Below are 26,503 nucleotides of genomic sequence, written 5' to 3'. Positions count from 1 at the left end.
ATTTCGATATAAAGTTTAATAAAAAAGTCCCGATGAAAATCGGGACTTTTTTTTATGCCTTTTAGTTTTTCCTATTGTGCTTTTTACCTAAGTTTGTATTATGTACTTCTTCAGGAAAAAAGATCCAAACAGGCCAGATAATATAAATCTAAAAATTATGCACTTTATAAATGCATTGGCAATTTCTGTATTTCTTGCCGGCATTATATATAAGCTCATTCAATGGCTTGCTAAATAATAACATATCTTTATGAAAAAAATAATTACAACAACAAATGCTCCTGCTCCAATAGGGCCATATAGCCAGGCGGTACAAGCTGGAAACTTTTTATTTGTGTCGGGTCAGGTTGCTATCAATCCAGAAAATGGAGAATTGAATATCAGTAATATTGAAGAAGAAACACATCAGGTAATGCGTAACCTTAAAGCGGTATTGTTAGAGGCTGGTTTAACATTTGATAATGTTGTTAAATCGACAATCTTCTTGAGTGATATGGGCACATTTGCTCAGGTTAACGAAATTTATGGTCAATATTTTACTGCTGATTTTCCTGCTCGCGAAACCGTACAAGTTTCTGTTTTGCCTAAAAATGTTAATGTAGAAATTTCTGTTATTGCTATAGTAAAATAATTTTGGCAGCAAGCAAAAGCAAATACTTTCTTGCTGGCATTATTCCGTATATCATCTGGGGAACAATGTCTATCCCGCTTCGAAGTATAAAATATTTTCCACCTCAGGAGATTTTATATTATAGAATATTTATTTCTATCCTAATGGTGTGGACAACCATCCTTTTGTTTAGAAAAGATGCACTTAAAAAAGATATAAGCTACGTTAAATTGCTTACATCAAAAAGAAAGATAAAACTTTTATTATTAACTGTTTTTTCTGCATTACTAATCACTGGCAACTGGTTTACATACATTTATGCTGTAAATAGTGTAAGCCTAAAAGCGGCTGCATTTGCTTACATGGTTTGTCCACTGCTTACCGCATTATGTGGTTTTCTTATCCTAAAAGAACGCCTAACTAAAACTAAAGTAATCGCGATAGTAATTGCATTTATAAGTATAATCTTATTGGCTACAGGCTCTCTGCACGAAGTAATTTGGGCAGTTATTATTGCTTCATTTTACGCACTTTATGTAATTACGCTTAAGGTTATCCAAAATGTAGATAAATTTAATTTCCTGGGTGTTCAGTTAATCTTATCAGGATTAATAATGCTGCCAATGTATTTGTTAAGTAGTAATTCTTTTCCAACTGAAAGTTTTTTTTGGTGGCACATTTTTTTAATTGCCATTGTTTTTACAATCATTCCTTTATTTTTAAATTCTTATGCGCTGGTTGGAATGCCATCATCTGCTTTAGGAATTTTAATATACCTTAATCCGATAGTTGCTTTTGCCGTTGCATTTTTCTATTTTAAAGAGAAAATTGATATCCACCAGTTATTTGCCTACTTGCTTTTACTGTTATCGATTTTTATTTTTAATTTGCAATTGCTTAAAAGTGTTTTTACAAGAAACAGTAACCACATTGTATAACTCGATATTAAATACCCCCGTTGAGTTTATAAAAGGCATTGGCCCAAATCGTGCTGATGTTTTAAAAAAAGATCTTAGTCTGTTCACATATCAAGATCTTTTATCATATTATCCTTTCAGATATATCGACAGAACCAAATATTTTAAAATAAATGAGATAAATCTTGATTCGCAATACATCCAGATTATTGGAAGAGTAATTAGTAAGAAGGTTGTTGGTGAGAAAAGGACGAAGCGGATTGTAGCGGTTTTTAAAGATGATACCGGAATTATGGAACTGGTTTGGTTTCAGAGTTTAAAATGGGTGGAAGATAATATCACGGTTGGCGTTGCTTATGTTGCATTTGGGAAACCATCATTATTTAATGGGACGTTTAGCATTTCTCATCCTGAAATGGAACTTTATCATAATAAAACTGCAGGCAGAGGAAATTTAACCTTGCAGCCAGTTTATAATTCTACCGAGAAACTTAAAAAATTCACCTTAGATTCTAAAGGATTACAGAGGATTATTGCAGGATTACTGGATCAGGTTATTCCACAGGTAGAAGAAAATTTGCCTAAGTACATTTTAAGTAAGTATCAGCTTTGTGATAAAAAAACCGCTTTACTAAACATTCATTTTCCCAAAAATCAACAAGATTTAAATGCAGCTGAGCGGCGATTGAAATTCGAAGAATTATTTTTTATACAATTGCAATTGCTACACAATAAACAACTGCGCCAGTTAAAATTTAAAGGCGTAAAGTTTGATATTGTTGGCAATAAGGTTAATCGTTTTTACAAAGAGTTTTTGCCTTTTGAATTAACAAATGCACAAAAACGTGTTGTTAAAGAAATTCGGATTGATACGCAACGTGGTGTACAAATGAATAGATTGGTGCAAGGTGATGTGGGAAGCGGAAAGACAGCTGTTGCGCTCATGAGTATGCTTTTGGCCAATGATAATGGCTACCAGGCTTGTATGATGGCGCCAACAGAAATTTTAGCTCGCCAGCACTATGCTTCCATTACCGAATTGGTAACTGATGATTTGGTGAAGGTTGCCATACTAACCGGAAGCACAAAAAAGAGAGAAAGAGCAATTTTACACGAGCAATTAGAATCTGGTGAGATTGATGTTTTAATTGGTACACATGCTTTAATCGAAGATAAAGTTCAATTTAAAAATTTAGGTTTAGTTGTTATAGATGAGCAACATCGTTTCGGCGTTGAACAAAGGTCGAAGTTGTGGCGAAAAAATATAATTCCACCGCATATTTTGGTGATGACTGCTACTCCAATACCCAGAACTTTAGCCATGACGCTCTATGGAGATTTGGATGTGTCTGTAATTGATGAATTGCCTGCTGGTAGAAAACCGATTGAAACCAGGCATCTTTTCGAAGGACAAAGATTACGGATGTTCGGTTTTATGAAGCAGGAAATTGCAAAAGGGCGACAAGTTTACATCGTTTATCCGTTAATCAAAGAAAGTGAAAAGTTAGATTTGCTACACCTCGAAGCTGGTGTTGAACAATTAAGTTATCAATTTCCAAGACCAGATTATCAAATTAGCATCGTGCACGGGCAAATGCCAAATGCTGATAAGCAGTTTGAAATGCAACAATTCATTGATGGTAAAAGCCAAATTATGGTGGCTACAACCGTAATTGAAGTCGGTGTAAATGTGCCCAATGCATCAGTTATGGTTATCGAAAATGCTGAGCGATTTGGTCTTTCGCAATTACACCAGTTACGTGGAAGGGTTGGTCGAGGGTCTGACCATTCATTTTGTATTTTAATGAGCGGTAATAAACTAAGTAAAGAAGGAAAAGTTCGTTTGGAAACGATGGTTAGAACCAATAATGGTTTCGAAATATCTGAAATCGATTTGCAACTTAGAGGTCCGGGAGATATTACCGGGACACAGCAAAGTGGTGTGCTGGATTTAAAACTGGCTGATTTAGCTAAAGACCAGATTATATTATCCGAAGCCAGGAATACTGTTATCGAACTTTTTGAAACTGACCCGCAATTGGAAAAACCAGAAAATTCTTCACTTAAAGGGCATTTGCAAAAATTGGAAAGAGGAATTTCTTTCGATAAAATATCGTAATATCATTTTGTAGTAACTATTGTACAAATTTATTATTCCTTTCTATTATTTGTTTTTCAAAGCTTAGTTTTGCATTAAAAACACACATCATTGGCAGATTCTAAATCCATTTTAACCAAGCCCGACCCATACGCAGCATTGCGTTATAAAGAATTTAGGTCTTACCTCGGCATGCGCTTTTTCTTTACGTTTGCTTACCAAATGCAAGCTGTTGTACTTGGTATTTATATATATCATTTAACGAAAGACCCATTGGCACTTGGTTTAATTGGTCTTTGTGAAGCCATTCCTGCCATTACAATTGCTTTGTATGGTGGCTACATTGCAGATAAAAGTGAAAAAAGAGGCTTACTATTAAAAATATTTTCTGGTGTTTTCCTGTGCTCATTAATTATGTTGGCGGTAACCACCACGTATATGCATCGTTATGTACCGGTTGGATACATTGTGCCAATTATGTACTCGATGGTTTTCGGCATTGGTTTAGCAAGAGGTTTTTTCGGACCGGCAACTTTTTCACTTATGGCGCAAATTTTACCTAAAGAATTGTATCCAAATGCAAGCACCTGGAGCAGTTCCAGTTGGCAAATGGCTTCCATTTTGGGGCCTGCAGCCGGAGGATTAATTTATGGTTTCTTTGGGATAACCGTAACCTATGTCGTTATCATCACCTTTATTTTTATCGCACTGATTTGTATTTTTTTTCTGAATGTTCATCCGCCATCTTTTATACCTAAAGAAGGAATTGTAAAAAGTTTAACTGAAGGAATTCAATTTGTGTTTAAAACCAAAATGATGGTTTGGGCAATGAGTTTGGATTTATTCTCAGTATTTTTTGGAGGAGCGGTTGCCTTGCTTCCGGTTTTTGCAAACGATATTTTAAAGGTTGGTCCGGAGGGTTTAGGCTTTATGAGAGCTGCAGCTTCTGCAGGTTCTGTAATTACGATGCTAGCCATGACCAGATTTTCACCAATGAATAAGCCTTGGCGAAATCTGTTGATTGCAGTAACCGGTTTTGGATTGAGTATTATCTGTTACGGGCTATCAAAAAGTTTTTACTTAACACTATTTTTCCTTTTCCTAGAAGGTTCTTTTGATAGCGTGAGCGTAATCATCCGTTCCACAATTATGCAATTGCTCACACCTGATGAAATGAGGGGAAGGGTTTCTGCAGTAAATAGTATGTTTATCGGTTCATCGAATGAAATTGGTGCATTCGAATCGGGCTTAACGGCAAAACTTATGCGCACCGTTCCTGCTGTGGTATTTGGTGGTAGTATGACCATTGGAATTGCTTTTATTACCTGGTTTAAAACAAAATCACTTACTAAATTAAGTTTGCAGGATATCAATGATCATACGAGTAAGATTTAGTTGTGTATCTGATAATTAATTATCACAGATTAAAAGGTAAATTTTCTAGCGAAAGGTTAGTTATATGGAATTATTTGAAAAGCAGTTACAGTAGCCAGATTAATGTCAATCCTGCCTTCCCTACAATCTTTTTGGGTAATTTCTGCAATAAGAATGAAGTGTTCTTGCAACAAAAAGTATTTTTGTACAGTCAGGTTTAATTAACACAGTTCAGTATAATTATTTACGTTTGCCCTTTCAAAACGTTAAAAAAAGCGAAATACCTTGCAAACTAAACCCGGTAGTACGGAAAGCCGCTATTTTTCATAGCGCTTGGAGGAATAACGGGGCAGAAACGGACCGAAATATTTCTGGCATTGCTTTCCAAATCTTCAATGCAATCCATTAAGGCAAAAAAATTAAAAACTTTTATTTCTCCCCCAAACGAGATACACCAATGAACCTATAAATGGTGCTAGTAAAATGATTATAAACCAAATTACTTTTACTGGAAATGCCATTGATGCATTTTTTGAAATATGATACAATGCAATTATTATAAGGGCTAACCAAAGGATGGCTGCGATAATTATAATAATTGCAATTTGATTGCTGCTTTCTACTTGTGCTAATACCATTGCGATGAAGATTTATTAAGCTTCAACAATTCTCTCGCCGATTTGTTGGCGCCACATGGCCTGATATAAACCATTTTGTGCTATTAGTCCTTCATGAGTGCCCTGTTCAATTATGTATCCTTTTTCCAAAACGTAAATTACATCGGCATGCTTAATGGTTGATAAGCGGTGCGCAATTAAAATTGTAATGTGATCTGTCAAATCAGAAACTGATCTGATTGTTTTGGTTATTTCTTCTTCTGTAATAGAATCTAAAGATGAAGTAGCCTCATCAAAAACTAAAATATCTGGTTGGCGTAACAATGCCCTTGCGATGGATAAGCGTTGTTTTTCGCCACCCGAAACTTTAACACCACCTTCGCCAATTAACGAATCTAAACCTTTATCGGCTCTAGCTAATAAAGTTTGGCAAGCCGCCTGATTCAATACCTTATAACATTCTTCATCGGTTGCAGTTGGGTTAACGAACAGCAAATTTTCTCTAATTGTTCCTGAAAATAGTTGGGTATCTTGAGTTACAAAACCAATTTTTTCGCGTAAGGCGTCTAAATCAATATCGTTACTTGGCGTACCATTGTATAGTATTTCGCCATCTCTTGCAGGATATAAGCCAACTAAAAGCTTTACTAAAGTAGATTTTCCGGAACCCGATGGACCAACGAAAGCAATGGTTTGTCCGTTATGTGTATCGAAGGAAATGTTTTGTAGTGCATTTCTATTCGCCGTTAAGTGCTTAAAACTAACATCCTTAAAAGCGAGTTCTTTAATTTTCTTAATTGATATCGGGTTGGCAGGTTTTTTATCAATAGGTGTACTTAAAATCTTTTTGAAATTCGCCAAAGATACTTCAGCCTCTCTCCAGGCTAGAATTACATTACCCAATTCTTGCAGTGGACCAAAAAGAAAAAATGAATAAAATAAGAACGAGAAGTATTGTCCGGGAGAAATGGTATTATCAAAAATTAAAAGTAATAACACTACAATCATCGAGCTTCTAACCAGGTTAACGGTTGTGCCCTGAACAAAGCTCATGCTTCGAACATATTTTACTTTTTTAAGCTCTAAACCTAAAATTTTGTAAGTCGTTTTGTTTAGTCGTTCAATTTCCTGATCGGCCAGGCCTAAGCTCTTTACTAATTCGATATTTCTTAAAGATTCGGTTGTTGAACCTGCAAGCGCAGTTGTTTCGCCAACGATAGAGCGTTGGATAGTTTTAATTTTTCTACTTAAAAACCAGCTTACAAAACTGATAATCGGAATTGCTGCGAAATAAACTAACGTTACTTTATAGCTGATGGAAACGGAGTAAACGATTACGAAAACCATCCCGATTAAGCTTACAAAAAGTACACTAATAAACGAGGTGATGAACTTTTCAGAATCTAATCTAACTTTTTGTAAAATGCCTAAGGTTTCGCCACTTCGTTGGTCTTCAAAAACCTGATAAGGTAATTTTAACGAATGCTGCAAACCATCAGCATACATTTTTGCACCAACCTTTTGAACGATAACGCTGGTAAAATAATCCTGAAAGTTTTTTGCAATACGCGAAATCATTGCAGCACCAATGGCCAAGCCAATGAAACCTAATGCGCCCCAGATGTATGTGCTTTTGCTTGTGAATGATGCTCGTTTATTAATGTATAAATCTAGAATCCTACCGGTAAAGTAAGGATCCATTAAAGAAAAGCCAATATTTACACCTGCAAGCAATAACGCCAAGGCCACAATCCACTTGTGGTTTTTCAGGTAGTCTAATAATAATCCCATTAAGTTTTGTTGTTTGTTAATGCAAACATAAAAAAAGGGAACGGATAAAAATCCATTCCCCTTTTTTATGACTTTTTAGAAAGATACAGATGTAACTTTCGATGTTAAAATCCGTATCTCAAACCAATTTGTGCCTGCCAAGGATTACCCGATGGAGTTACAATTCCTGTATTGTTTAAACGGTAGTTGTAGTTAGAACTTGCGGTATCAAAACTAGTAACTGCATAAAGTGCTTGCGTGCCTAAAGTTTCTGATGTACCCCAGGTTTTCTTAAATAAGTTAGCTACGTTAAACAAATCACCAGAAATTTCTAAGCTTTGTTTTTTATGTGGTCCAAATTTAAACTGATATGCTAATCTTAAATCAACTGTACCATAAAAGCTATTTATACCACCATTACGTTCTGCAAACGTACCTTCATATTTGGTAATATAATCTTTTAAACTTTGGCTTGCATCACCATTCGCCAATAGTGTTTGTAAAGCAGTTCTAAGCGCTGCTGGTACATTAGTATTTGATGTACTAAAGATGTAAGCCAAATCGTTTGTTGCTACAAAATCGCCATTGGTGTTGCCACCAGATAGTAAACTATATCTAGTACCACCAATACCTGAATAACGAATACCAGCTTTAATACCATAAAATGATGGCAATGTTCCATAAACTACTACTTTGTTTCTGAATTGACCATTTGAATAAGTCATTTTACTTAAGTTTCTTGGGTCATCTACAACAGGCAATGATAGTGTAGCTGAGTTGGCCACATTACCGTTATAAGATGTGTTATCTCTCGCATCATTCCAAGTAAAGCTTGCTGTAATTTCTCCATCTTTAAAGTATCTCCACGTACCATCTACCACAACAGCAAATTGATTTACTTTTCCCTTACTGTTCAATTCTAATACTCTACCAAAAGCATTAGTTAAACGGCCTGTTTTCCAATCTGTAGTACCGTTACCAGCAATAATTGTATTTGCCGGTACATATACACCTCTATTTCCTTCATTTGATAATGTGAAGAAAGGATTGGCAACCATATTTCTATCAACATACATATAGTTGTTACGTGCCAAGGTTGCATAACCAGTAATACCTATTCGTATTTTATCATTTATTAGTTTGTTATATGATAAGTTGGCTTTATAAACTACTGGTACTTTAGCATCATCAGCATAAGTATTTATGGTAGGAATTTGCAATGCTGGTAAAGTTGGTGCTGTTGCGGTTCCATTTCTGTAACCAATAAAGTTTGGAGTTGGTACTCCTGTACCAGTAACATCTACTGTAGCTAAGTGTTTACCATCAAATGTTAAATTGTTAATGGTTACGTAATTGTTCACGTCGGATCCAAAAATACCTGCTCCTAAACGAACGTAATCGGTATGATTTTCATTAACATCCCAGTTAAATTGGATACGAGGTTGAATTAAAAATTGCTTTAATTCATGATCTGTTCTTACACCAATGGCATCAAACAGTTGTTGATTAAGTGGCGATGTTGGGTATTTACTATAATCTAAGCGTAAACCACCTGTAAAATCTAAACCTTTACCCAATTTAGTTTGCATTTGGCCATAAATTGCAGTATTCCATAATTTACCAACTACACTTGGATCGGCAACTAAAGGTACTTCTCTATAATAGCTTATTGGTATTAGGTTATTAAAATTTTGTAAAGAGGTTTGCTGGTTTCCTGCTGCAGCGGTACCAGATCTGTTAAATGTAAAGCGTCCATTTACCTCGCTACCATATAATGATTTGGCATGGGTGTACATAACATCTATACCAAATGTATATTTAATTTTGTCTGTATTATAATAGATATTATCTACCAACTGAAAAACGTTATTGGTAAATCCCTCTTGCCCAAAACGATGCCCGCCAATTTGAACTGAAGTGGCTAATATACCTCCCGTTGGCGAGATAGATTCTAAATTAGAAACTACAGCTCTCGGAATGGCTAAACCTAATTCATCGTTTTGAGTGCTGGCTTGGTAAGTATACAAGTGTTGCACTTTTAATTCATTAGTAACTTTGCTGCTAATTGTAGAGCGTAATGTGGCTAACAAACTGTTATCAACGTTTTTATCATTACCATAACTTTCATAGAAGTTAATCGCAGTATTATCTGCTAAACCTAATGGGTTTCTATCGTTGGTATAATTATCTCTAACTGTTAATAAATTTTTATCATTAATTTGCCAATCTAAACGAAGAAATCCAGCATCTGTACCTCTTTTCTTAGCAAAAGAACCAAACTGTTGTGTGTTGGCAACTCCGTATTTGTTTCTTGCAACAGCTAAAAAATCATTTAATGTATTATTAGTAATATTAAAACGAGCTACATCAGCTGGTGAATTAATATCGGCAATAATTAATGGACGAGAGTCTCTTTGATGATCCCAGGCTGCAAAATAGTGTAATTTATCTTTAATGATTGGGCCACCTAAGCTAAAACCGTATTGGTAAGTAGAAAAATCATTAACTCTTGGATTTCCTCTAATATCATATTTACTGGCTAAAAAATCGGCACGGTTGTAAGCAAATGCACTTCCTGTTATTTCATTTGTACCAGATTTGGTTACAGCACTAATTGTTCCACCACCTGAGCGACCTAAGCTAACATCGTATTGGTTGGTTACAACTTTAAACTCTCGTACACTTTCTATCGATATGGAATATGGAGCACCACTTCGGCTGGTTGTACTACCAGCTGATGTAGGGTTTTTTGCCGTCATACCATCGATGGTAAAGTTGGTAGATGAACCTAACTGACCAGAAATACCACCAGGGCCGGATAATGGTGATAAATCTGTTAAACTAGAAAAGTTACGTCCATTAACAGGTAATAAATTCATTGTTTTAGATGAAATCTCAGTTGATGCACCAAATTGTTGAACTTTATTTCTCAATGAAGACCCATTAATTTCCACATCGCCAAGATTTTGAGATGCTTCCTGCATGTTGATAGCTACCATTACAGCATCGCCAAGGTTTAACATATAGCCACTTCTGGTTTGCTCACCAAACCCAATAAATTGCGCTTTGATTGAATAAGGCCCACCTAAAGGAAGTTCCTTAAAAGTGTACTCACCTTGGGCATTAGTTGATGTTCTGGTTGTAAAACCGGTGGAATTGTTTCTTACTTGAACGGAAGCACCAGGGACTGGTTTCTTTTGTTCATCGGTTACGATACCTGAAATGGATGCTTGCGTAGTTTGTGCTTTTAGGGAACTAGAAACGCAAAAACACAGCATTAATACTGCGAATAGTAAATTTTTGACCATAATTAGTTTCTGATTTTATGGTGCAAAGTTGATGTTACCGTATTAACTGAAGTTCGATTTTAGATTAAGAAATGATTGTGAAATTGTAGATTTTATGGTTTAATGTTAAAATAAAAAGTAGAATAAATTAATAAAGCTTTGAGAAGAAAGCATCAATTGAAACTAAACATAAGTATTCTTTTAAAACTAGATATTTTTTTAGCCGATTGCATTAAAGAAAATGATTTATACGAACCCAGGAGTTGTGTTATTTGGGCAAGCTATAAGTTACTTTACCATTTTGATCAAGAAAGTTTAGTTTGGCTACTCCATTAGAATCTACCAGTAGTTTTAACCTCGGTTTTCCCATACGATCTGCTAATATAACCATTGCTGTTTTCTCCTCGTCCTTTCCTACAAAAACACGTTGGGCGTAAGCTTTTTGCCCTTTTTTTGGCTCCATCAGCTTCTTTAACAATGCCTCTTTTTCACTACCATCGGGTAGTGTTTGCGCTTTTTTATAAGCTGCCCGCCATTGCCAAAATGGAGGAGAAGTTTGCCAATCATCAATATGCAGACCAGTACTTTGCTCACCGTTACTATCTGCATATTGTAGGTAAAGTACCTGGTTCTGATTGTATTGGTCGAAAGATAAATGACCTGTGGCAGAATATTTACCTGTAGAGTCTTTGCCGCCCATAAAAACGAGCCCACCATTTTCAGTGCCTTCATCATTAAAGAAAATAAGACCAGGACGTGTGCCGCCGGGAATTGGTGGCGTAAAGCCTTTACCATAGGCCAATACTTCAGGTGAGCGGCTTTTATTGGAAATAACCATTCGCAATGCCCCATTTTTTTCAAAAATGTTAATTCTTTCGGCTGATATTTCCTCAAAATGTTGCATTCCAGATTGTTTGAATGCAAATAATCCAGTAGCAATAAAGAAGATTGTTAAAATACCGGCATACCATTTTAGTAGTGATAATTCCTTCTGCATCTTAGCGATTTGTTTTTCCATTGTTTTTTTTGATTGAAATTTGTAAAAATGAAGAGTGAGAAGGAAGTTAAACAAGATAATAAATAGTTTTTTGGATAAGCTTTTGGTTTTTAAATTTATAAAATAGAAACCTCCATCGAAATTAATCGATGAAGGTTTTTTTAAATTAGAAAAATCAAATTTATTTTTTCTCAGCGTTATATTTATCGCTGAATTTTTTATCCAGTTGTTTGTGCAAGTTATCCAGGTTAATGTCTCTTCCCTGAATAAAAGCCTGCTCAACTTTATTGGTTCTCATGTCTAAAGCATCACCAGCTGAAATAAAGAAAGTTGCATCTTTTCCGGTTTCTATACTGCCAGTTGTTTTATCAATACCCATTGCTTTTGCAGCATTTAGGGTGATTGTTGATAATGCTTTTTCTTTATCCAAACCCCAGGCGGTAACGGTACCGGCCATAAATGGCAGGTTGCGTTGTTGCCAGTAACCATCAATGCTCAGTACCACATTTAAGCCTGCGTTTGCTAAAACAGCAGCATTTTTGTAAGGCATATTTACATCATCATCGTTATTGTTTGGTAAAGCATGAGGTTGTTTAACCACAACAGAAATGTTATTGTCTTTTAAGAAATCGATAACTAAATAAGCTTCATCAGCCCCGGTGATTACGGGCGTAATTCCGAATTTTTTGGCAAAGTTGACAGCAGCAACAATGTCTTTCTGACTTTCAGCAGCAATAAATAATTTTTCTGCACCAGAAAAGACTTTCTTCATTGCATCAAAACGATTATTAATCACTTCAGGTTTACCCATTTCTGAATACGCTTTGGCTTCTGCAAAGAAGGAAGTCAACTGACTAATCGCAGCTTGTGTACGTTCATTTAGTAATTCCGGTGATGTAGCCGGACCTCTACCAAAACCACCAAATCCTCCTCTAAAACGTGGCGTAACCGGCCAGGTCATGTGCATGGCATCATCTGTTTTAATTGCGGCATCTTCCCAATTCCAGGCATCCAATTGAACAACTGACGAACTTCCTGAAACTGTTCCACCCTGAGGCGTTGGTTGTGCCATTAAAATACCATTGCTTCTTAAAGTAGCGGGAACTTTCGAATCTGTATTGTACGCAACAATAGAACGAATGTGTGAATTGTAATCACCAATTTCCTGATAATCTAAAGTTGCTTTTATTGATTCTGTTTCTATTAATCCCAAATTTGTTGTCGCCGCAATTAGGCCTGGGTAAATGTGTTTTCCAGAAGCGTTAATACTCATAACATCACCTTGTGGAACCTGTCCACCAGCGGTAACCGATATAATTTTACCATTGCCAAAAAGAATTGTTCCGTTTTCGATAACCGTTCCGTTGCCTACGTGTACAGTTGCGCCTGTAATGGCAATGGTTTTATTTTGTTTTTTTGCGGGCGATATGTTGGCTTGTGCAAAGCACATCAGGCTCGATGCTGATAATGCCAGGCTGAATATATATGTTTTCATGTTAGTGCGCATGTTCTGTTTCATTTAATTCTGCTGAATAATCCTCTAAAGTTTCGCAATTGTATAGGCGTGGTGCATTGCCAAACGGACGCTGGGTACGAACGCCACTACTTTTGCTATCCAACATCTTCTGAATTAAACGAGCTTTCTCTGCTTGTTGGGTTTTGATTGTGGTTGCATCTTTTTCCATATCCCAATAAGCAACGCCATCAACAAAAGTTTTTTCTGCCCTTGCATAGATAGAAAGTGGTGCTGCCGACCAGATAACCACATCAGCATCTTTTCCTGGTTTTAAACTGCCAACTTTATCATCTATATGAAGCATTTTTGCCGGATTCAGGGTTACAAACTTTAACGCGTCTTCTTCAGGAACGCCACCATAAAGGATAGCTTTACCAGCTTCCTGATTTAAGTGACGGGCCATTTCAGCATCGTCAGAATTAAAAGCGGTTGTTACACCAACATTGTGCATAATTTTTCCATTGAAAGGAATTGCTTCAGCAACCTCATTTTTATAAGCCCACCAATCTGAGAAAGTTGAACCTGCAATGCCATGAGCCTTCATTTTATCAGCTACTTTATAACCTTCTAAAATGTGCGTAAACGTATTGATTTTAAAACCCAAACTGTCTGCTACATGGATTAACATGTTAATTTCACTTTGCACATAAGAGTGGCAAGTAATAAAACGCTTATTATTAAGGATTTCTACAATTGCGTCTAATTCCAAATCTCTGCGAACGCTATTGCCTTTTACCTTTATTGCTTTTTCGTATTCTTTTGCACGGGTAAATTCATCAACAAAAGTTTGCTCAACACCCATACGTGTTACCGGGAAACGCGCACCTGTACCGAAATTACTCTGTTTAACATTTTCACCCAGAGCAAACTTAATGAAGCCATCTGAGCCAGCAAATTTTAACTCTTCAGGTGCTTTACCCCAACGTAATTTAATCAATTGAGATTGGCCACCAATCGGGTTTGCCGAACCATGTAAGATTTGAGAGGTTGTAACACCACCAGCTAACTGGCGATAAATATTTACATCTTCTGAGTTGATAATATCTGCAATGCGAACTTCTGCCGAAACAGACTGGGCACCTTCATTAATACCACCACTACCGGCAATGTGCGAATGTTCATCAATAATTCCAGCCGTAACGTGTTTGCCCGTACCATCAATTACTTTTGCGCTTCCTGCGGATAAATTTTTGCCAACAGCTTTAATTTTTCCGTTTTCTAAAAGTACATCAGCGTTTTGAAGAACACCTTCCTTTTCGTTTGTCCAAACGGTAGCATTTTTAATTAATACAGTTTCTTGTTTTGGTAATTCTGGATTTCCAAAAGCACCAAATGGATAAAGTAAAGTACCCACCGCTAGTGTTGGTTTTGGTTCATCTCGTTTAGGCATTTCTTTTGCCGCATCTTTATATGTTGCAGTAAACTTGCCAAAAGTTCCATCAGGTAATGCTGCTTCACCTTTAAAAGTTAAAGGACTAGCAGCCGTTAAGTAACCGCTTAGGCGAACATCACCTTTAGGGTTTTTCTTTAAGTTAAAATTGATGCTTATCCAATCGCCATTTCTGGTAAAAGTTGCCGTTGTTTTAACACTATCAACTCCGCTTCTTTCGATAGCTGCTGTTGAGCCACCAGTAGTTCCGGTAATTTTTAACAACAAGCCACCGCTAATGCCATCAACGTTTAAGTTGTAATTTCCACGAACATCAGATACATCCATTTTATTAACGATGTAACGTTTACCCTGAACCCAGTTTTCGAAAATGATGTTTTCTTTTTTGAATAAATTATCTGATGAGATTAAAAAGTTAGCCACTTTGCCTTTTTCCAAACTACCAACTTTATCGCTGATGCCTAAAAGTGAAGCAGGAATTTCTGTAATCGATGATAGAGCTTGTTTTTCAGTTAAGCCATTTTCAATAGCCGTACGAATATTTGCCCAGAAATCTCTTGTATTGTCTAATCCAAAAGCAGTTAAAGCAAACTTAATTCCTGCTTTTTCTAATGCTGCAGGATTTGTTGGTGCCATTTCCCAAGCTTTCATTTGGGTTAAAGTAATGTTTCTAGCTTCTGCAGGATCTTCCACATCGTAAGCCTTAGGGAAAGACAAAGGAATAATCAAACTTGCTCCAGTCGCTTTTACCTCATTGATGCGTTGGTACTCATCCCCAGTAGATTTGATGATGTACTTCTTGCCAAATTCTTTACCGATTTTATCTGCACGCAGAACGTTTGCCCAACCATCAACTTCGAAAATTTGAGGCATTGCTTGTTGTTTGCTAAATTCCTCAAGAGAAATATTGTATTCATCTTTTTGTTTGCCATACCATTGCGAATCATAATAGGTTTGACGTAATAAAGCAATAGAACCCATCAGTGAAGTTGGATAATCGTTTGATGATGTGCCTTTATTGAAAGAATAGTTGGCTGCGGTTTGATCTTTTAGGAAAACATTGTTGTCCGAACCTTCATTTAAAGTTACTGCCGCAGAAACACCGCGGGCAATACCGTCACGACTAATCGTATTCACACTTCCAAAACCAGCTTTACGAAAATCATCAGCTTTTTTGCTATCAACTGTAAAGATGCTTTTAACATAAGTTTCTGGTCTGATGGATTCATTCCAGCCATAAGCACCTTTTTTGGTCGAAACAAAGATGGACTGGCGTTGTCCACCGCCGCCGCCGCCGAAACCACGAGCCTGAACAGTTGCTTCAGGAACGCCGTAGCTTGTAAAAGCATCAATAAGCGATGGATAAACAAATTTCCCTTTTAAATCTACAACAACGTAGCCTTTAGGAACCGTTAATCCAGCTCCAACAGCTTGTATAGTGGAGGCTTTAACTAATAAAGTTGCATTTGTTAGGGTTTGATTGGCATTTACTACAATTGTTGCGTTGATGAATGCAAACATGCCCGGTCTTGTATCATAAGAACCATTAACGGGGTAAGTGTTTTGCTGTGCAAACAGAATTGTAGAGGAAATTACCAGCGCAAAGGCGAGTAAAATTTTCTTCATAATATGTTTAGGGGGTTTATTTTGTTTAAAACTAATATAAATTAATGTTGAAATTGCTTGTTAACCTATTTTTTACAATTAATCGTTACTTTTGATGTACAAAACTTAATAATTATGTATCAAATATTAAAAAGTGCACACTCAGGATGGCGCTACATTGTTTTAATTCTATTAGTTGTCGCTGTAATCAAAGCATTATCGGGTTGGTTAGGCAATAAAATCTATACAGATGGCGATAGAAAGTTAAATGTATTTACCTTAATAAGCGCTCACATTCAGTTGCTAATTGGTTTAGCCATTTACTTTATGGGCGATTGGTACAAAGTAGATAGCAGTAATGCAGTTGGCCGTTATTGGAAAATGGAACACATTAGTATGATGATTATCGCAATTGTATTAATTACAGTTGGCAATTCTAAATCAAAAAAAGCTGCTGAAGCCGTTGCAAAACACAGAACAATTTCCGTTTTCTTCGGATTGGCATTAATTTTAATAATTGTTACAATTTTATTAATGGTAAAAGATGTGCCAGGAAGAAGTTTTTTTGGGGTTTCTTAATTACTCACCAGTGTTGCGACTGTTGTATCTAATATGTCCGCAATCTCATAAAACCGACCTAAAGGCATTTTCTTAATGTTACGTTCGTTTCTCGAATATATATTCTGAGATATCCCTAGTTGTGTCGCCATATATTCTTGGCTATAGCTTTTTTTAAATCTTAATTCGCGAATGCGTTCAGTTACTTTCTTAAATACAACTTCTTACATAATAATTTTTAGACATCCCACCTAATGAAAGGATAGCGAAATTAGACATTTTTTATGATTATTTGATAGTCATAGATATTCATTTTAAACATGCAGTGGTTGATTTAAACCCTACGTGGTTTGTATAATTAATCCTTCAGGTTTATATTTGGATAACTCATTATAAATCACAACTAAATTATGAAAAGAAAGAAATCTAAATTCATCTTCAAAACAAAAAACGTATTATGTTTATTTATTGGATTGTTAACAGTTGTAAGTTTTTTTTATGCTTGTAAGAAGAATGAAAGCGAGCCTAATAATGAAAACGGCATTACAGATTTGAAAACCATACAAGCATTAAAAAGCGCCTATGGATTTACTACGTTTGACATTGTCGCTTCCTCAAGTCAAAAAAAACAAATTATCTTATCTGCTGAAAGCAATTCTCAATATTTTAACACAATTTCACAATATCTTAATCTTAATGAGATACGGTTATTTACCAACAAAAATGATAATACAACGGTTGCGATAATTAGTTATAAAGATAACATAAATAAATCTTTTGCTCTGAAAGGCTCATTTGTGGATGATAAATTTTCTTTCAATAATGATTTATTTGTAGAAAAAAATATAGAAGCTAACGGAAATGTAGTTTTTTTAGTTGGTAAAGACAAGGAGGTTTTATCGTTGGATTTTTCAACTAAAGAAGGTAAAATAAATAGTATTAATTTGGGTACTACCAAACCAAAAATATTAGACTTATTTACGGATTTAAAATCAAGGCAACTGATGGGATTAAATGGAAATATAATTAGTTTAAATGATCAATATGGGAATCATGGTGGCAACGGTTTTTGTCAGAGAGAAAGAAATGAAAACTTTTCTAACTGCTATAGTGCAGAAAAAGAAGAGTTTTGTGACAATTTTTTTTCTTGTTTAGCTCTTGATACTCAACCACAAGTATTACTTCTTATAGCCGCTGCATGCTCATGTTCAGCAAGCCAGTCAGATTAATACGATTTTTAAAAGGGACTTTAGAGAATGATGCATTTTATAATAAATTAAATAATATGAAAATACAATACTTTTTTATCGCATGGATAATTTGCTCAATAATTGGTGGGATTTCCAAAATTATGCATCTCGATTCAGTAATTTCCTCAGTATTTTTGGGTGCAACATTATTACTCAGTGTAATAGTTTTAGTATTGTATTTAAAAAGGTTGTTAATATTGAAGTGAATATGCCCCAAGAACAAATTTGTCTTTATGGATATTGCCTGTAGCTTAGATGTTATTTCTAATCCGTAAGCCGATAAATAAAGATAAAAATCTAGATTCGGCTATCAATATTATTACATTTGCGACCTTTTTAAAAACGGATGGGAAAAAGAACCCCCCACTCTAAAAAAAATCTGACTTTTGCTATGCACCTTTGATACTATTCAACACATTGGCATTTTTAGACATAATTTAATCGAATAAAGATTTTTTAATTTATGTTACTTATTAATAATTACTTCTCTGGCGTACTCTTTTATTGTTTAAATGAAGAATTATTTAAATAATGTTACTTAAATAGCCATAGGAGCTGGATTTTTTTGCAACTATCTTTCCGATTTTTGTTTATATTACAACTTAAACAAATGAGAAATAAAAGCATTCAATAATTTTCATTTTTCAAAATTCTTTATATTTTTGTAGCACATGATTAACAATATACATACATGGCTTTGGCAAAGTAATTCAAAACAGAATTGCGCCGGCTGCGTATGAGGAAAATATTTTTATCAACCTAAACTAAAAGAACCATTAAAGCCCGGCGTAGAACCACACGCCGGGCTTTTTATTTATAAATAAATCCGTTAATGACTAAAGGAATAGGATTGCTTCGTTCCTTGCAATGACAACAATAGAGAAAAAAATGTTTAAAATTAATACCACCTATAAAAAATTACTCGCTGATACCACTACACCAGTAAGCATTTACTTACGCTTACGAGATGTTTATCCAAACAGTATTTTATTGGAAAGTTCCGATTACCATAGTCGCGAAAATTCGATGAGCTTTGTTTGCTCTGATCCAGTTGCAGGAATTATTTTGAAAGGTAGTAGGTTGGAAAGTTACTTCCCCGATGGTTCGGTTGAAATTACAGAAAGTGAAAACTTAACAGAGCAAATAACTGCTTTTAAAGATAAATTTAAGGAAACTGAAATACCTGAAATCAAATTCATTACGAGTGGTTTGTTCGGTTATTTTACCTGGAACGCCGTTCAACATTTCGAAGACATTAAGTTCACTTCTGAAACACCCGAAGGAGAGGAAATTCCTGAAATGCAATACCATTTGTATCGTTACATCATTGCAATTGATCATTTTAAAAATGAGATAACTTTATTTAAAAACTCTTTCGAAGGCGAGGAAGAGGGAGGGTTGGAGAAAATGGAATATTTGATTCAGAATAAAAACTATCCTGAATATAAATTTCAAATCAAAGGTGAAGAATCTTCAAGCCTAACCGATGAAGGTTTTATTCAGTTAGTAGAAAAGCTTCAAAAGCATATTTATCGTGGAGATGTTTTTCAGATTGTTCCATCAAGGGCCTTTAAACAAGCTTTTTCTGGTGATGAATTTAATGTGTATCGTTGTTTGCGTTCTATAAATCCATCGCCATATTTATTCTATTTTGATTATGGCAACTTTAAACTATTTGGATCATCGCCCGAAGCTCAGATTACCATTAAAAATAATACCGCAAATATTTTCCCTATCGCCGGCACTTTTAAACGTAGTGGAAATGATATTGAAGATGCCGAACAAGCTAAAAAATTAGAGCAAGACCCAAAAGAAAGTGCAGAACATGTAATGCTTGTAGATTTAGCCCGTAACGATTTAAGCCGTCATTGTAATCGTGTAGAGGTGAAATCGTTTAAAGAGGTTCAATATTATTCGCATTTAATTCACCTGGTTAGTAAAGTTAGCGGTCATTTACAAGATAATGTAAGTGCATTTAAAGTTGTTGCCGATACTTATCCTGCGGGAACATTAAGTGGCGCACCCAAGTATAAAGCCATGCAATTAATTGATGAAAACGAAAAACTCGGGCGTAATTTTTATGCCGGGGCAATCGGTTTTATGGGTTTTAATGAAGATTTTAACCATGCCATTATGATTAGAACTTTCATGAGCAAAAATAATGAATTGCATTATCGTGCCGGCGCGGGAATCGTGGCTGATTCGGTACCTGAAACTGAAATGCAGGAAGTGAATAATAAAATTGCTGCTTTACGCAAGGCGATAGAGATGGCTGAAGGTATTTAAGATTTAAAATTTACGAATTACGATTTTATAATGAGTGATAAAGAAAAAACGGTTCTGGTAATCGATAATTACGATAGTTTTACCTATAATTTGGTGCATTTAATTAACGAAGTTGGTTATGAGGCTGAAGTGTGGCGGAATGATAAATTCGATTTGGCAGATGTTGAACAATACGATAAAATTTTACTTTCTCCAGGACCTGGGATACCAGAAGAAGCCGGATTATTGCTTGATGTGATTAAAGCTTATGCGCCAACAAAAAGCATTTTTGGTGTTTGCTTAGGTCAGCAGGCTATTGCCGAAGTTTTTGGTGGAACGCTTCTAAACCTCGGCAGGCCAATGCATGGTATTGCAACGCCTGTAACAGTTGTGGATGGTGATGAATTCTTGTTTTGGGAATGCCCACAAACAATAAATGTTGGTCGTTACCACAGTTGGGTGGTAAGTAAAGATAACTTTCCATCCTGCTTAAAAATTACAGCCAGAGATCATAAAAATGAAATAATGGCTTTAAGGCACGAAACACTTGATGTTCGTGGCGTTCAGTTTCATCCTGAAAGCGTGCTTACTGAATATGGCAAACAGATGATGGAGAATTGGTTGACGGCCTAACCCCCCCAACCCCCTCAAAGGGGAGCTGCAGGCAGGTTGGAAATAGCAAATCTTAAAAAATTAATTTATGCAAAATAACATGAATGATAGAATGAAAAAGTCTACTTTAGGAGATTTAGGGGTTGGTTCTATTTTAGATAAAATTGTATTACGTAAAAAGGAAGAAGTTGCTGATGCGAAGGCATTGGTTTCGGTGAAAGAATTAGAGCAATCCATCTATTTTAAAAGAACACCTTATTCTTTCAAAGATTTTCTATTAGCTAAAGATCGTACGGGGATTATTGCTGAATTTAAGCGTCGTTCGCCTTCTAAAGGATTGATTAATGGCCTTGCAGATGTTGGAGAAGTTACTAAAGCTTATAATAATTCTGGTGCATCTGCACTTTCTGTTTTAACAGATGCAGATTTTTTTGGTGGTAAAGCCGAAGATCTATTGGCTGCAAGAGCGGCAAATAATATTCCAATATTGAGGAAGGATTTCGTTATTGATGAGTACCAAATTTTAGAAGCTAAAGCTTGGGGAGCTGATATTATACTCTTAATCGCTTCGATTTTAACTCCACAGCAGATTTCTGATATGGGGAAATTTGCGCAAAATGTTGGACTAAACGTGCTTTTAGAAGTTCATAACTTGGAAGAATTAGAAAAAAGTATTTCCCCAAATTTGGATGCTATCGGTGTTAATAACAGAAATTTAGCTGACTTTACAGTTGATATTCAGACTTCGTTTGATTTGGTTAATAAAATCCCAAACGAGTTCATGAAAATTTCTGAAAGTGCAATTAGTAATCCGCAGACAATTCGCGAATTAAAACTCGCCGGATTTAATGGCTTTTTAATTGGAGAAAATTTCATGAAAACTGATAACCCTGGAAGAGCGATAAAGGATTTCGTAGGGCAAATGTAGTTTTTGATTTTGGCCACGAGAACATAGAAAGCATGGATATTTAGCCTATCGTCATTGCGAGGCACAAAGCAATCTTTATCTATTTGTTGGTGCCTCACCTACCGAAACACTAACTTACAGGAATTTTAAGAAACAAGTTTCGAATAACAACATCTTTCAAAGTTCAACAAGCCCAATTAAAGTGGAGAATTTTTGTTGCACAAATAGTCTCTGGATAATACCGTACAAAAATTTGTAAAAAGAGGATTTGAAATACCCAAAAGCTTATAACTTCGACTTTCAAATTCTTAAAAACATTTATTACATCTGTATGGTTTGTAAATGGAATTACAAGTATGCAACTTTCTTCTATCGGTTGGTATTCACCGATTGAAAAACAATTACAAGTTTGCAAATTTTGTATATTTGTGCACATTACATGGGAAAACAGAAATTATACGATACTGCAGTTCAACAGGAACGAGCCATTTTAGTTGGTGTAATTACACCTGGCGAAAAGGAAGAACAAACAAAAGAATATTTAGATGAGTTGGCCTTTTTGGTTGAAACAGCTGGTGGAATAGTTGAAAGAAACTTTACCCAAAAGATGTTGAAGCCTGAGCGTGCAACTTTTGTTGGAACGGGAAAACTCGAAGAAATTAGGGCTTTTGTAAAATCGGAAGAGATTGATACCGTTATTTTTGACGATGAATTATCACCATCTCAATTGAGAAATATTGAGCGTGAAATCGGGGTGAAAATTTTAGATAGAAGTAATTTAATCCTTGATATTTTTGCTAATAGAGCACAAACAGCACAAGCGAAAACGCAGGTAGAACTAGCCCAGCTTCAATATTTATTACCACGATTAACCGGTATGTGGACGCACTTAGAACGCCAAAAGGGTGGTATTGGTATGCGTGGTCCCGGTGAAACTCAGATTGAGAGCGACAGGCGAATTATTTTAACCAAAATCTCGTTATTAAAGGAGCGTTTACGCTTAATTGATAAACAAAACGAAACCCAACGTAAAAATCGCGGTCAGTTGATTCGGGTTGCGCTCGTTGGTTATACAAATGTTGGTAAATCAACCATTATGAACATGCTTTCAAAATCGGAGGTATTTGCAGAAAACAAGCTTTTTGCTACTTTGGATACCACGGTTCGTAAGGTTGTAATTGAAAATTTACCGTTTTTATTATCTGATACAGTTGGATTTATCCGCAAGCTGCCGCACCATTTGGTAGAGTGTTTTAAATCTACTTTAGATGAAGTTCGTGAGGCAGATATTTTGATTCACGTAGTCGATGTTTCGCATCCAAATTTCGAAGACCAGATTCATATTGTTAACGAAACCTTAAAAGATATTGGTGCTGCTGATAAAGACACAATTTTGGTTTTTAATAAAATTGATGCTTACGTTGCGCCCGAAGAGGATGATTTGGTTGCTTTTGAAAATGGTAAAATGAACTTAGCTGATTTTAAGAAAAGCTGGATGAGCCATGGAAAATCGCCGGTTTTGTTTATCTCAGCAACCGAGAAAGAAAATATTGAAGAGTTTAAAACAATATTATATGATAAGGTTAAAGCCGCACATACAGCAAGGTATCCTTATGATAGTAATTTGTTATATTAGTTAAGTTAATGCTTATTGCCTCGCAATAAAGAAAAAGAAAATATTATGGAAAGTAAACGTCAGCAAAAATTTGCAGGAGTAATACAAGAAGAATTAGCACAAATTTTTCAGCGTGATGGCGGTGCATTTTTGCCAAATACATTGGTAACGATAACTCGTGTTCGGGTATCGCCAGATTTATCTGTGGCGAAAGTTTATTTAAGCTTTTTCAATACCAACAATACTACACTTTCTATAAACACAGTTAATGCCCATACAGGCGAAATTAGGTATAAACTAGGCGCTAGAATCCGTCACCAAGCAAGAGTAGTGCCTGAACTTACTTTCTTTGTTGATGATACAAATGAGTATGTAGAAAAAATGGATAATCTTTTTGAAAAGATTGCCAAAGAGCCGAGACAAAAAGACGAGGAAAGTGAAGAATGATTTCTTGATGAAAACTTATGAACAAGTTATTCGTGATAATGCTTCTTTCTTAGGAAAGGTAATCGATTTTAACAAAAATTTTGATAAGCTTTTGTCGCTTGATTTCACAAAGCAAAACAGAGAACTTACTGATGAAATTCTTGAAGATACCGACCTATTTTCTGCTTGGGTTGATAAAAAGCTAAATCATGCCGAAGCACGTTATGGTATTGGAGGTTATGATGAACATAGAACGATATACTCTAGAAGTGCTCATTTTGATACAATAGAAGAACCCAGGCGCCTGCATTTGGGCGTTGATATCTGGGCACCAGCTGGAACACCAATATTTAATTTTTATGATGCTATAGTTCATAGCTTTGCCAATAATAATAACTTTGGCGATTATGGCGCAACAATTATTTTAAGTTACGAGATTGATGGTTTAAAGTTTAATGTGCTTTACGGACATTTAAGTCTGGCATCTCTTGATAATTTATATGAAGGTAAATTTATCGCAGCAGGAAAAAAAATAGCCGAACTTGGTGCAAAAAAAGAAAATGGTTATTGGCCACCGCACTTACATTTTCAGGTTATTAATGATATAGAAGGTTTTAAGGGCGATTATCCAGGCGTTTGTAAATTCAGCGAACGAACAAAATATTTAGCCAATTGCCCTGATCCAAACTTAATCCTTAAATATTCGTTTTATTAATTTACGTATGCTTTGAGCATATTTTTGTAAATTAGAATAATGATAAAATTTATAATTTTTGGTTTGATTTTTTGCAGCCACTTTGCAATAGCACAAGTGCAGTTTAAAAGTGGGTCAGCAGGCTTTGCTACATTTCTAAAAAATAATACCATTTATCCTCAATTTTCTAAACAGAACTGCATTCAGGGTACGGTAAGCATCAGCTTTAAGTTAGATGAATCTGGTAATGTTTACTCGTCAAAAATTATAAAGGGAATTATTTCTGATTTAGATGATGAAGCGCTTAGACTGGTAAGAATGAGTAGTGGAAAATGGCAGGTTCCGGCAGGGTATGATACCACTATTTCAGTGATTGTGCCAGTAAACTTTAAACTATCAGGATATGATTGTGAAGGAAAAAGCAATGCCGAAATTAAAGCAGCAATTGTTGCTTACGAAGCAGAAGAAGGATTAACAAACGCTATAATAAACTTTTATAAAAATCAAAGTCAGGCAAAACCAGGTCAGGAAGCTCAAATTTTAGCCATAAAATCTCAGCTTGGTATAGATGATGAATATCTAGATGGCTTAATAAAAACAGCTTTGAAAAAAATAAAGCAAGGAGATAAGCAAGGCGCTTGTGAAGATTTTAACTTGGTTAAAAATTTGGGAAGCGATAAAGCTGATGATTATATAGCCAAATATTGTAAATAATGTGGCTAGCAATTAGAATTTTTGCTTTGATGGATATTATCAGTATAGGGCTTTTAGCGCAACCTTTTTGGTATACCATCACTCACTTAGATGAAATACCAAACCAGGTTTTATCTCAGGTTAGGGTTGTTTTAACGCTGCCAATGTTCATTTTGCTGTTCGTTTCTTCTATTGGATTAATGCTTTTTAAAAAATTCGGATTTATTGTTTATTACATACAGTTCCCATTTCGTTTAATAGTTTGGATTTTTTCCGTTGGTTTTATAACGCTCCTACCAGAATTGTTAAATCTTAGCCAAACATGGTTTGATATTCTTTTTAAAATTTGTTTTATCGCAGAGTTTTTCAGGTTGTATTTTACAATTAAAATTCAAAGAGAGTTATTTTAAACGATTACTGATATTGCTGCAGGCAAAATCTTTGCTTCAACCGTGTTCACCTTTCCAATATATTCACCATCAACCTGGAAATGTACTTTATGTTTCGAAACTATTTTTACTTCATCAGTTTGAAAAACTTCAATTTTCTTTGGATTAAAAGGTAAACGTGTTATCCAAATCTTAAGGATTTCTAAATAGGAATAATCTTTAATCAATACAATTTCGAAAAGTTTATCATCTAATTTTCCGTCAGGATTTATTTTCAAGCCTGAACCATACATGGTTGCATTGGCAATTGCCACCATCGCAGCAGCAGATTTTACGGTTTCATCCTTAAGTTTCAATTCTACTTGCATTCTTTTATGATTCCATAATGCATGTAAGGTTGCCTTAGCATAGCCCCACATACCGCGTCCGGGTAAAGTATCGAATTTATTAACTAGATAAGCGTTAAAACCCAAATCTGATAAATGAATGCATATTTCTTTATTTATTTTGACAACATGAATTTTTTTTGGATTTCCTGTTTCCAGAAAATTTAAAGCTTCAGTAATATCAGTCGGTATACCCAATTCTTTTGCCATTCCATTTGCAGAACCTGCAGGAATAATGCCTATTGGAATTTCTGTACCAAGTAAACATTCAGCAACGAGTTTTAATGTCCCATCGCCGCCAACGGCAATAACTTTATCTGCATTGGCAGTATCAATTTTGTTTTTTATTTTATCAATCGAACAATCATTTGGCAATTCAAAAAGGTCGGTTTCAATTTCCTTATTTAAATAATGGGTTGAAATTACTTCCTTTAAATTAATTTTGTGACTACCCGAACCCGGGTTAATAATGAACAATAATTTCATAAAGCTTAACCTCTTTAGGTTACATCAAAACAACTTATTAC

General features: G+C 35.3%; 23 protein-coding genes. 15 read left to right on the top strand and 8 right to left on the bottom strand.

The genetic code is table 11. From position 1 onward, the window contains the following. Positions 1 to 100: 100 nt before the first annotated feature. From IEV50_RS19795 to IEV50_RS02440, 5 genes are all read left to right on the top strand, one after another. Entirely contained in the window at positions 101 to 238 is a 138-nt protein-coding gene (locus IEV50_RS19795; protein ID WP_308785468.1) for a DUF6728 family protein, read from the top strand. A gap of 12 nt (positions 239 to 250) precedes the next feature. Beyond that, complete coding sequence (locus tag IEV50_RS02455; protein WP_188411648.1) at positions 251 to 631, top strand: RidA family protein; 381 nt, start codon at positions 251 to 253, stop codon at positions 629 to 631. A gap of 2 nt (positions 632 to 633) precedes the next feature. Further along, positions 634 to 1,548, top strand: a complete 915-nt coding sequence (locus IEV50_RS02450) for an EamA family transporter (RefSeq protein ID WP_188411647.1) — start codon at positions 634 to 636, stop codon at positions 1,546 to 1,548. Then, positions 1,541 to 3,646, top strand: coding sequence for an ATP-dependent DNA helicase RecG (gene recG, locus IEV50_RS02445; protein WP_188411869.1), 2,106 nt, complete (start codon positions 1,541 to 1,543; stop codon positions 3,644 to 3,646). Before IEV50_RS02450 ends, recG begins: the two co-directional genes overlap by 8 nt. A gap of 90 nt (positions 3,647 to 3,736) precedes the next feature. Further along, complete coding sequence (locus IEV50_RS02440; RefSeq protein ID WP_188411646.1) at positions 3,737 to 5,020, top strand: MFS transporter; 1,284 nt, start codon at positions 3,737 to 3,739, stop codon at positions 5,018 to 5,020. A 398-nt stretch (positions 5,021 to 5,418) separates the two neighbouring features. Here the strand turns inward: IEV50_RS02440 and IEV50_RS02435 are convergent, their stop codons facing one another. The 6 genes from IEV50_RS02435 to IEV50_RS02410 form a co-directional block, all read right to left on the bottom strand. After that, entirely contained in the window at positions 5,419 to 5,637 is a 219-nt protein-coding gene (locus IEV50_RS02435) for a PLDc N-terminal domain-containing protein (protein ID WP_188411645.1), read from the bottom strand. A gap of 15 nt (positions 5,638 to 5,652) precedes the next feature. Next, on the bottom strand, positions 5,653 to 7,407 hold the full coding sequence (locus tag IEV50_RS02430) for an ABC transporter ATP-binding protein (protein ID WP_188411644.1): 1,755 nt from the start codon (positions 7,405 to 7,407) through the stop codon (positions 5,653 to 5,655). A 104-nt stretch (positions 7,408 to 7,511) separates the two neighbouring features. Next, a complete protein-coding gene (locus tag IEV50_RS02425) occupies positions 7,512 to 10,694 on the bottom strand; it encodes a TonB-dependent receptor (RefSeq protein ID WP_188411643.1) in 3,183 nt (1,060 codons plus the stop codon). 247 nt (positions 10,695 to 10,941) lie between these two features. Continuing rightward, the gene (locus IEV50_RS02420; protein WP_188411642.1) at positions 10,942 to 11,691 is read right to left on the bottom strand and encodes a hypothetical protein; all 750 of its coding nucleotides are present in this window, start codon (positions 11,689 to 11,691) and stop codon (positions 10,942 to 10,944) included. Positions 11,692 to 11,851: 160 nt separating this feature from the next. Beyond that, positions 11,852 to 13,165 carry an amidohydrolase family protein gene (locus tag IEV50_RS02415; RefSeq protein ID WP_188411641.1) on the bottom strand — a complete coding sequence of 438 codons (1,314 nt, stop codon included), beginning with the start codon at positions 13,163 to 13,165 and terminating at the stop codon, positions 11,852 to 11,854. A 1-nt stretch (position 13,166) separates the two neighbouring features. Next, on the bottom strand, positions 13,167 to 16,202 hold the full coding sequence (locus tag IEV50_RS02410; protein ID WP_188411640.1) for an amidohydrolase family protein: 3,036 nt from the start codon (positions 16,200 to 16,202) through the stop codon (positions 13,167 to 13,169). A 114-nt stretch (positions 16,203 to 16,316) separates the two neighbouring features. Here IEV50_RS02410 and IEV50_RS02405 point away from each other — a divergent pair, with 114 nt between their 5' ends. Further along, positions 16,317 to 16,760 carry a cytochrome B gene (locus IEV50_RS02405; protein ID WP_188411639.1) on the top strand — a complete coding sequence of 148 codons (444 nt, stop codon included), beginning with the start codon at positions 16,317 to 16,319 and terminating at the stop codon, positions 16,758 to 16,760. On the opposite strand, the gene IEV50_RS19870 is transcribed toward IEV50_RS02405, so the two are convergent. Continuing rightward, on the bottom strand, positions 16,757 to 16,933 hold the full coding sequence (locus tag IEV50_RS19870; protein ID WP_371870262.1) for a helix-turn-helix domain-containing protein: 177 nt from the start codon (positions 16,931 to 16,933) through the stop codon (positions 16,757 to 16,759). The genes IEV50_RS02405 and IEV50_RS19870 overlap by 4 nt on opposite strands. Before the next feature lie 216 nt (positions 16,934 to 17,149). Between IEV50_RS19870 and IEV50_RS02395 the strand changes: the two genes are divergently transcribed. The 9 genes from IEV50_RS02395 (at position 17,150) to IEV50_RS02355 (ending at position 25,611) form a co-directional block, all read left to right on the top strand. Beyond that, positions 17,150 to 17,968 (top strand): hypothetical protein, encoded by an 819-nt coding sequence (locus tag IEV50_RS02395; protein ID WP_188411638.1) that lies wholly within the window; start codon positions 17,150 to 17,152, stop codon positions 17,966 to 17,968. 909 nt (positions 17,969 to 18,877) lie between these two features. Beyond that, positions 18,878 to 20,275, top strand: coding sequence for an anthranilate synthase component I family protein (locus tag IEV50_RS02390; RefSeq protein WP_188411637.1), 1,398 nt, complete (start codon positions 18,878 to 18,880; stop codon positions 20,273 to 20,275). 30 nt (positions 20,276 to 20,305) lie between these two features. Next, complete coding sequence (locus IEV50_RS02385) at positions 20,306 to 20,887, top strand: anthranilate synthase component II (RefSeq protein WP_188411636.1); 582 nt, start codon at positions 20,306 to 20,308, stop codon at positions 20,885 to 20,887. Between the two features lie 67 nt (positions 20,888 to 20,954). After that, positions 20,955 to 21,794, top strand: coding sequence for an indole-3-glycerol phosphate synthase TrpC (gene trpC, locus IEV50_RS02380; RefSeq protein ID WP_229746593.1), 840 nt, complete (start codon positions 20,955 to 20,957; stop codon positions 21,792 to 21,794). Between the two features lie 418 nt (positions 21,795 to 22,212). Next, positions 22,213 to 23,409, top strand: a complete 1,197-nt coding sequence (gene hflX, locus IEV50_RS02375) for a GTPase HflX (protein ID WP_188411635.1) — start codon at positions 22,213 to 22,215, stop codon at positions 23,407 to 23,409. Positions 23,410 to 23,454: 45 nt separating this feature from the next. Next, on the top strand, positions 23,455 to 23,835 hold the full coding sequence (gene rbfA / locus IEV50_RS02370; protein WP_188411634.1) for a 30S ribosome-binding factor RbfA: 381 nt from the start codon (positions 23,455 to 23,457) through the stop codon (positions 23,833 to 23,835). After that, a complete protein-coding gene (locus IEV50_RS02365; RefSeq protein WP_229746592.1) occupies positions 23,825 to 24,529 on the top strand; it encodes a peptidoglycan DD-metalloendopeptidase family protein in 705 nt (234 codons plus the stop codon). The genes rbfA and IEV50_RS02365 overlap by 11 nt, the downstream gene beginning before the upstream one ends. A 39-nt stretch (positions 24,530 to 24,568) precedes the next feature. Next, positions 24,569 to 25,222: an energy transducer TonB gene (locus tag IEV50_RS02360; RefSeq protein ID WP_188411633.1), complete on the top strand. Its 654-nt coding sequence runs from the start codon at positions 24,569 to 24,571 to the stop codon at positions 25,220 to 25,222. After that, positions 25,222 to 25,611, top strand: coding sequence for a hypothetical protein (locus IEV50_RS02355; RefSeq protein WP_188411632.1), 390 nt, complete (start codon positions 25,222 to 25,224; stop codon positions 25,609 to 25,611). The genes IEV50_RS02360 and IEV50_RS02355 overlap by 1 nt, the downstream gene beginning before the upstream one ends. On the opposite strand, the gene IEV50_RS02350 is transcribed toward IEV50_RS02355, so the two are convergent. Continuing rightward, the gene (locus tag IEV50_RS02350; RefSeq protein ID WP_188411631.1) at positions 25,608 to 26,462 is read right to left on the bottom strand and encodes a diacylglycerol/lipid kinase family protein; all 855 of its coding nucleotides are present in this window, start codon (positions 26,460 to 26,462) and stop codon (positions 25,608 to 25,610) included. The two genes, IEV50_RS02355 and IEV50_RS02350, sit on opposite strands and share 4 nt — an antisense overlap. Between the last annotated feature and the right edge of the window lie 41 nt (positions 26,463 to 26,503).

The organism is Pedobacter mendelii (assembly GCF_014635725.1).
Classification (GTDB): Bacteria; Bacteroidota; Bacteroidia; order Sphingobacteriales; family Sphingobacteriaceae; genus Pedobacter; species Pedobacter mendelii.
The sequence above is the reverse complement of the archived record's forward strand: the minus strand, read 5'-3'. Positions and strand labels throughout refer to the sequence as shown.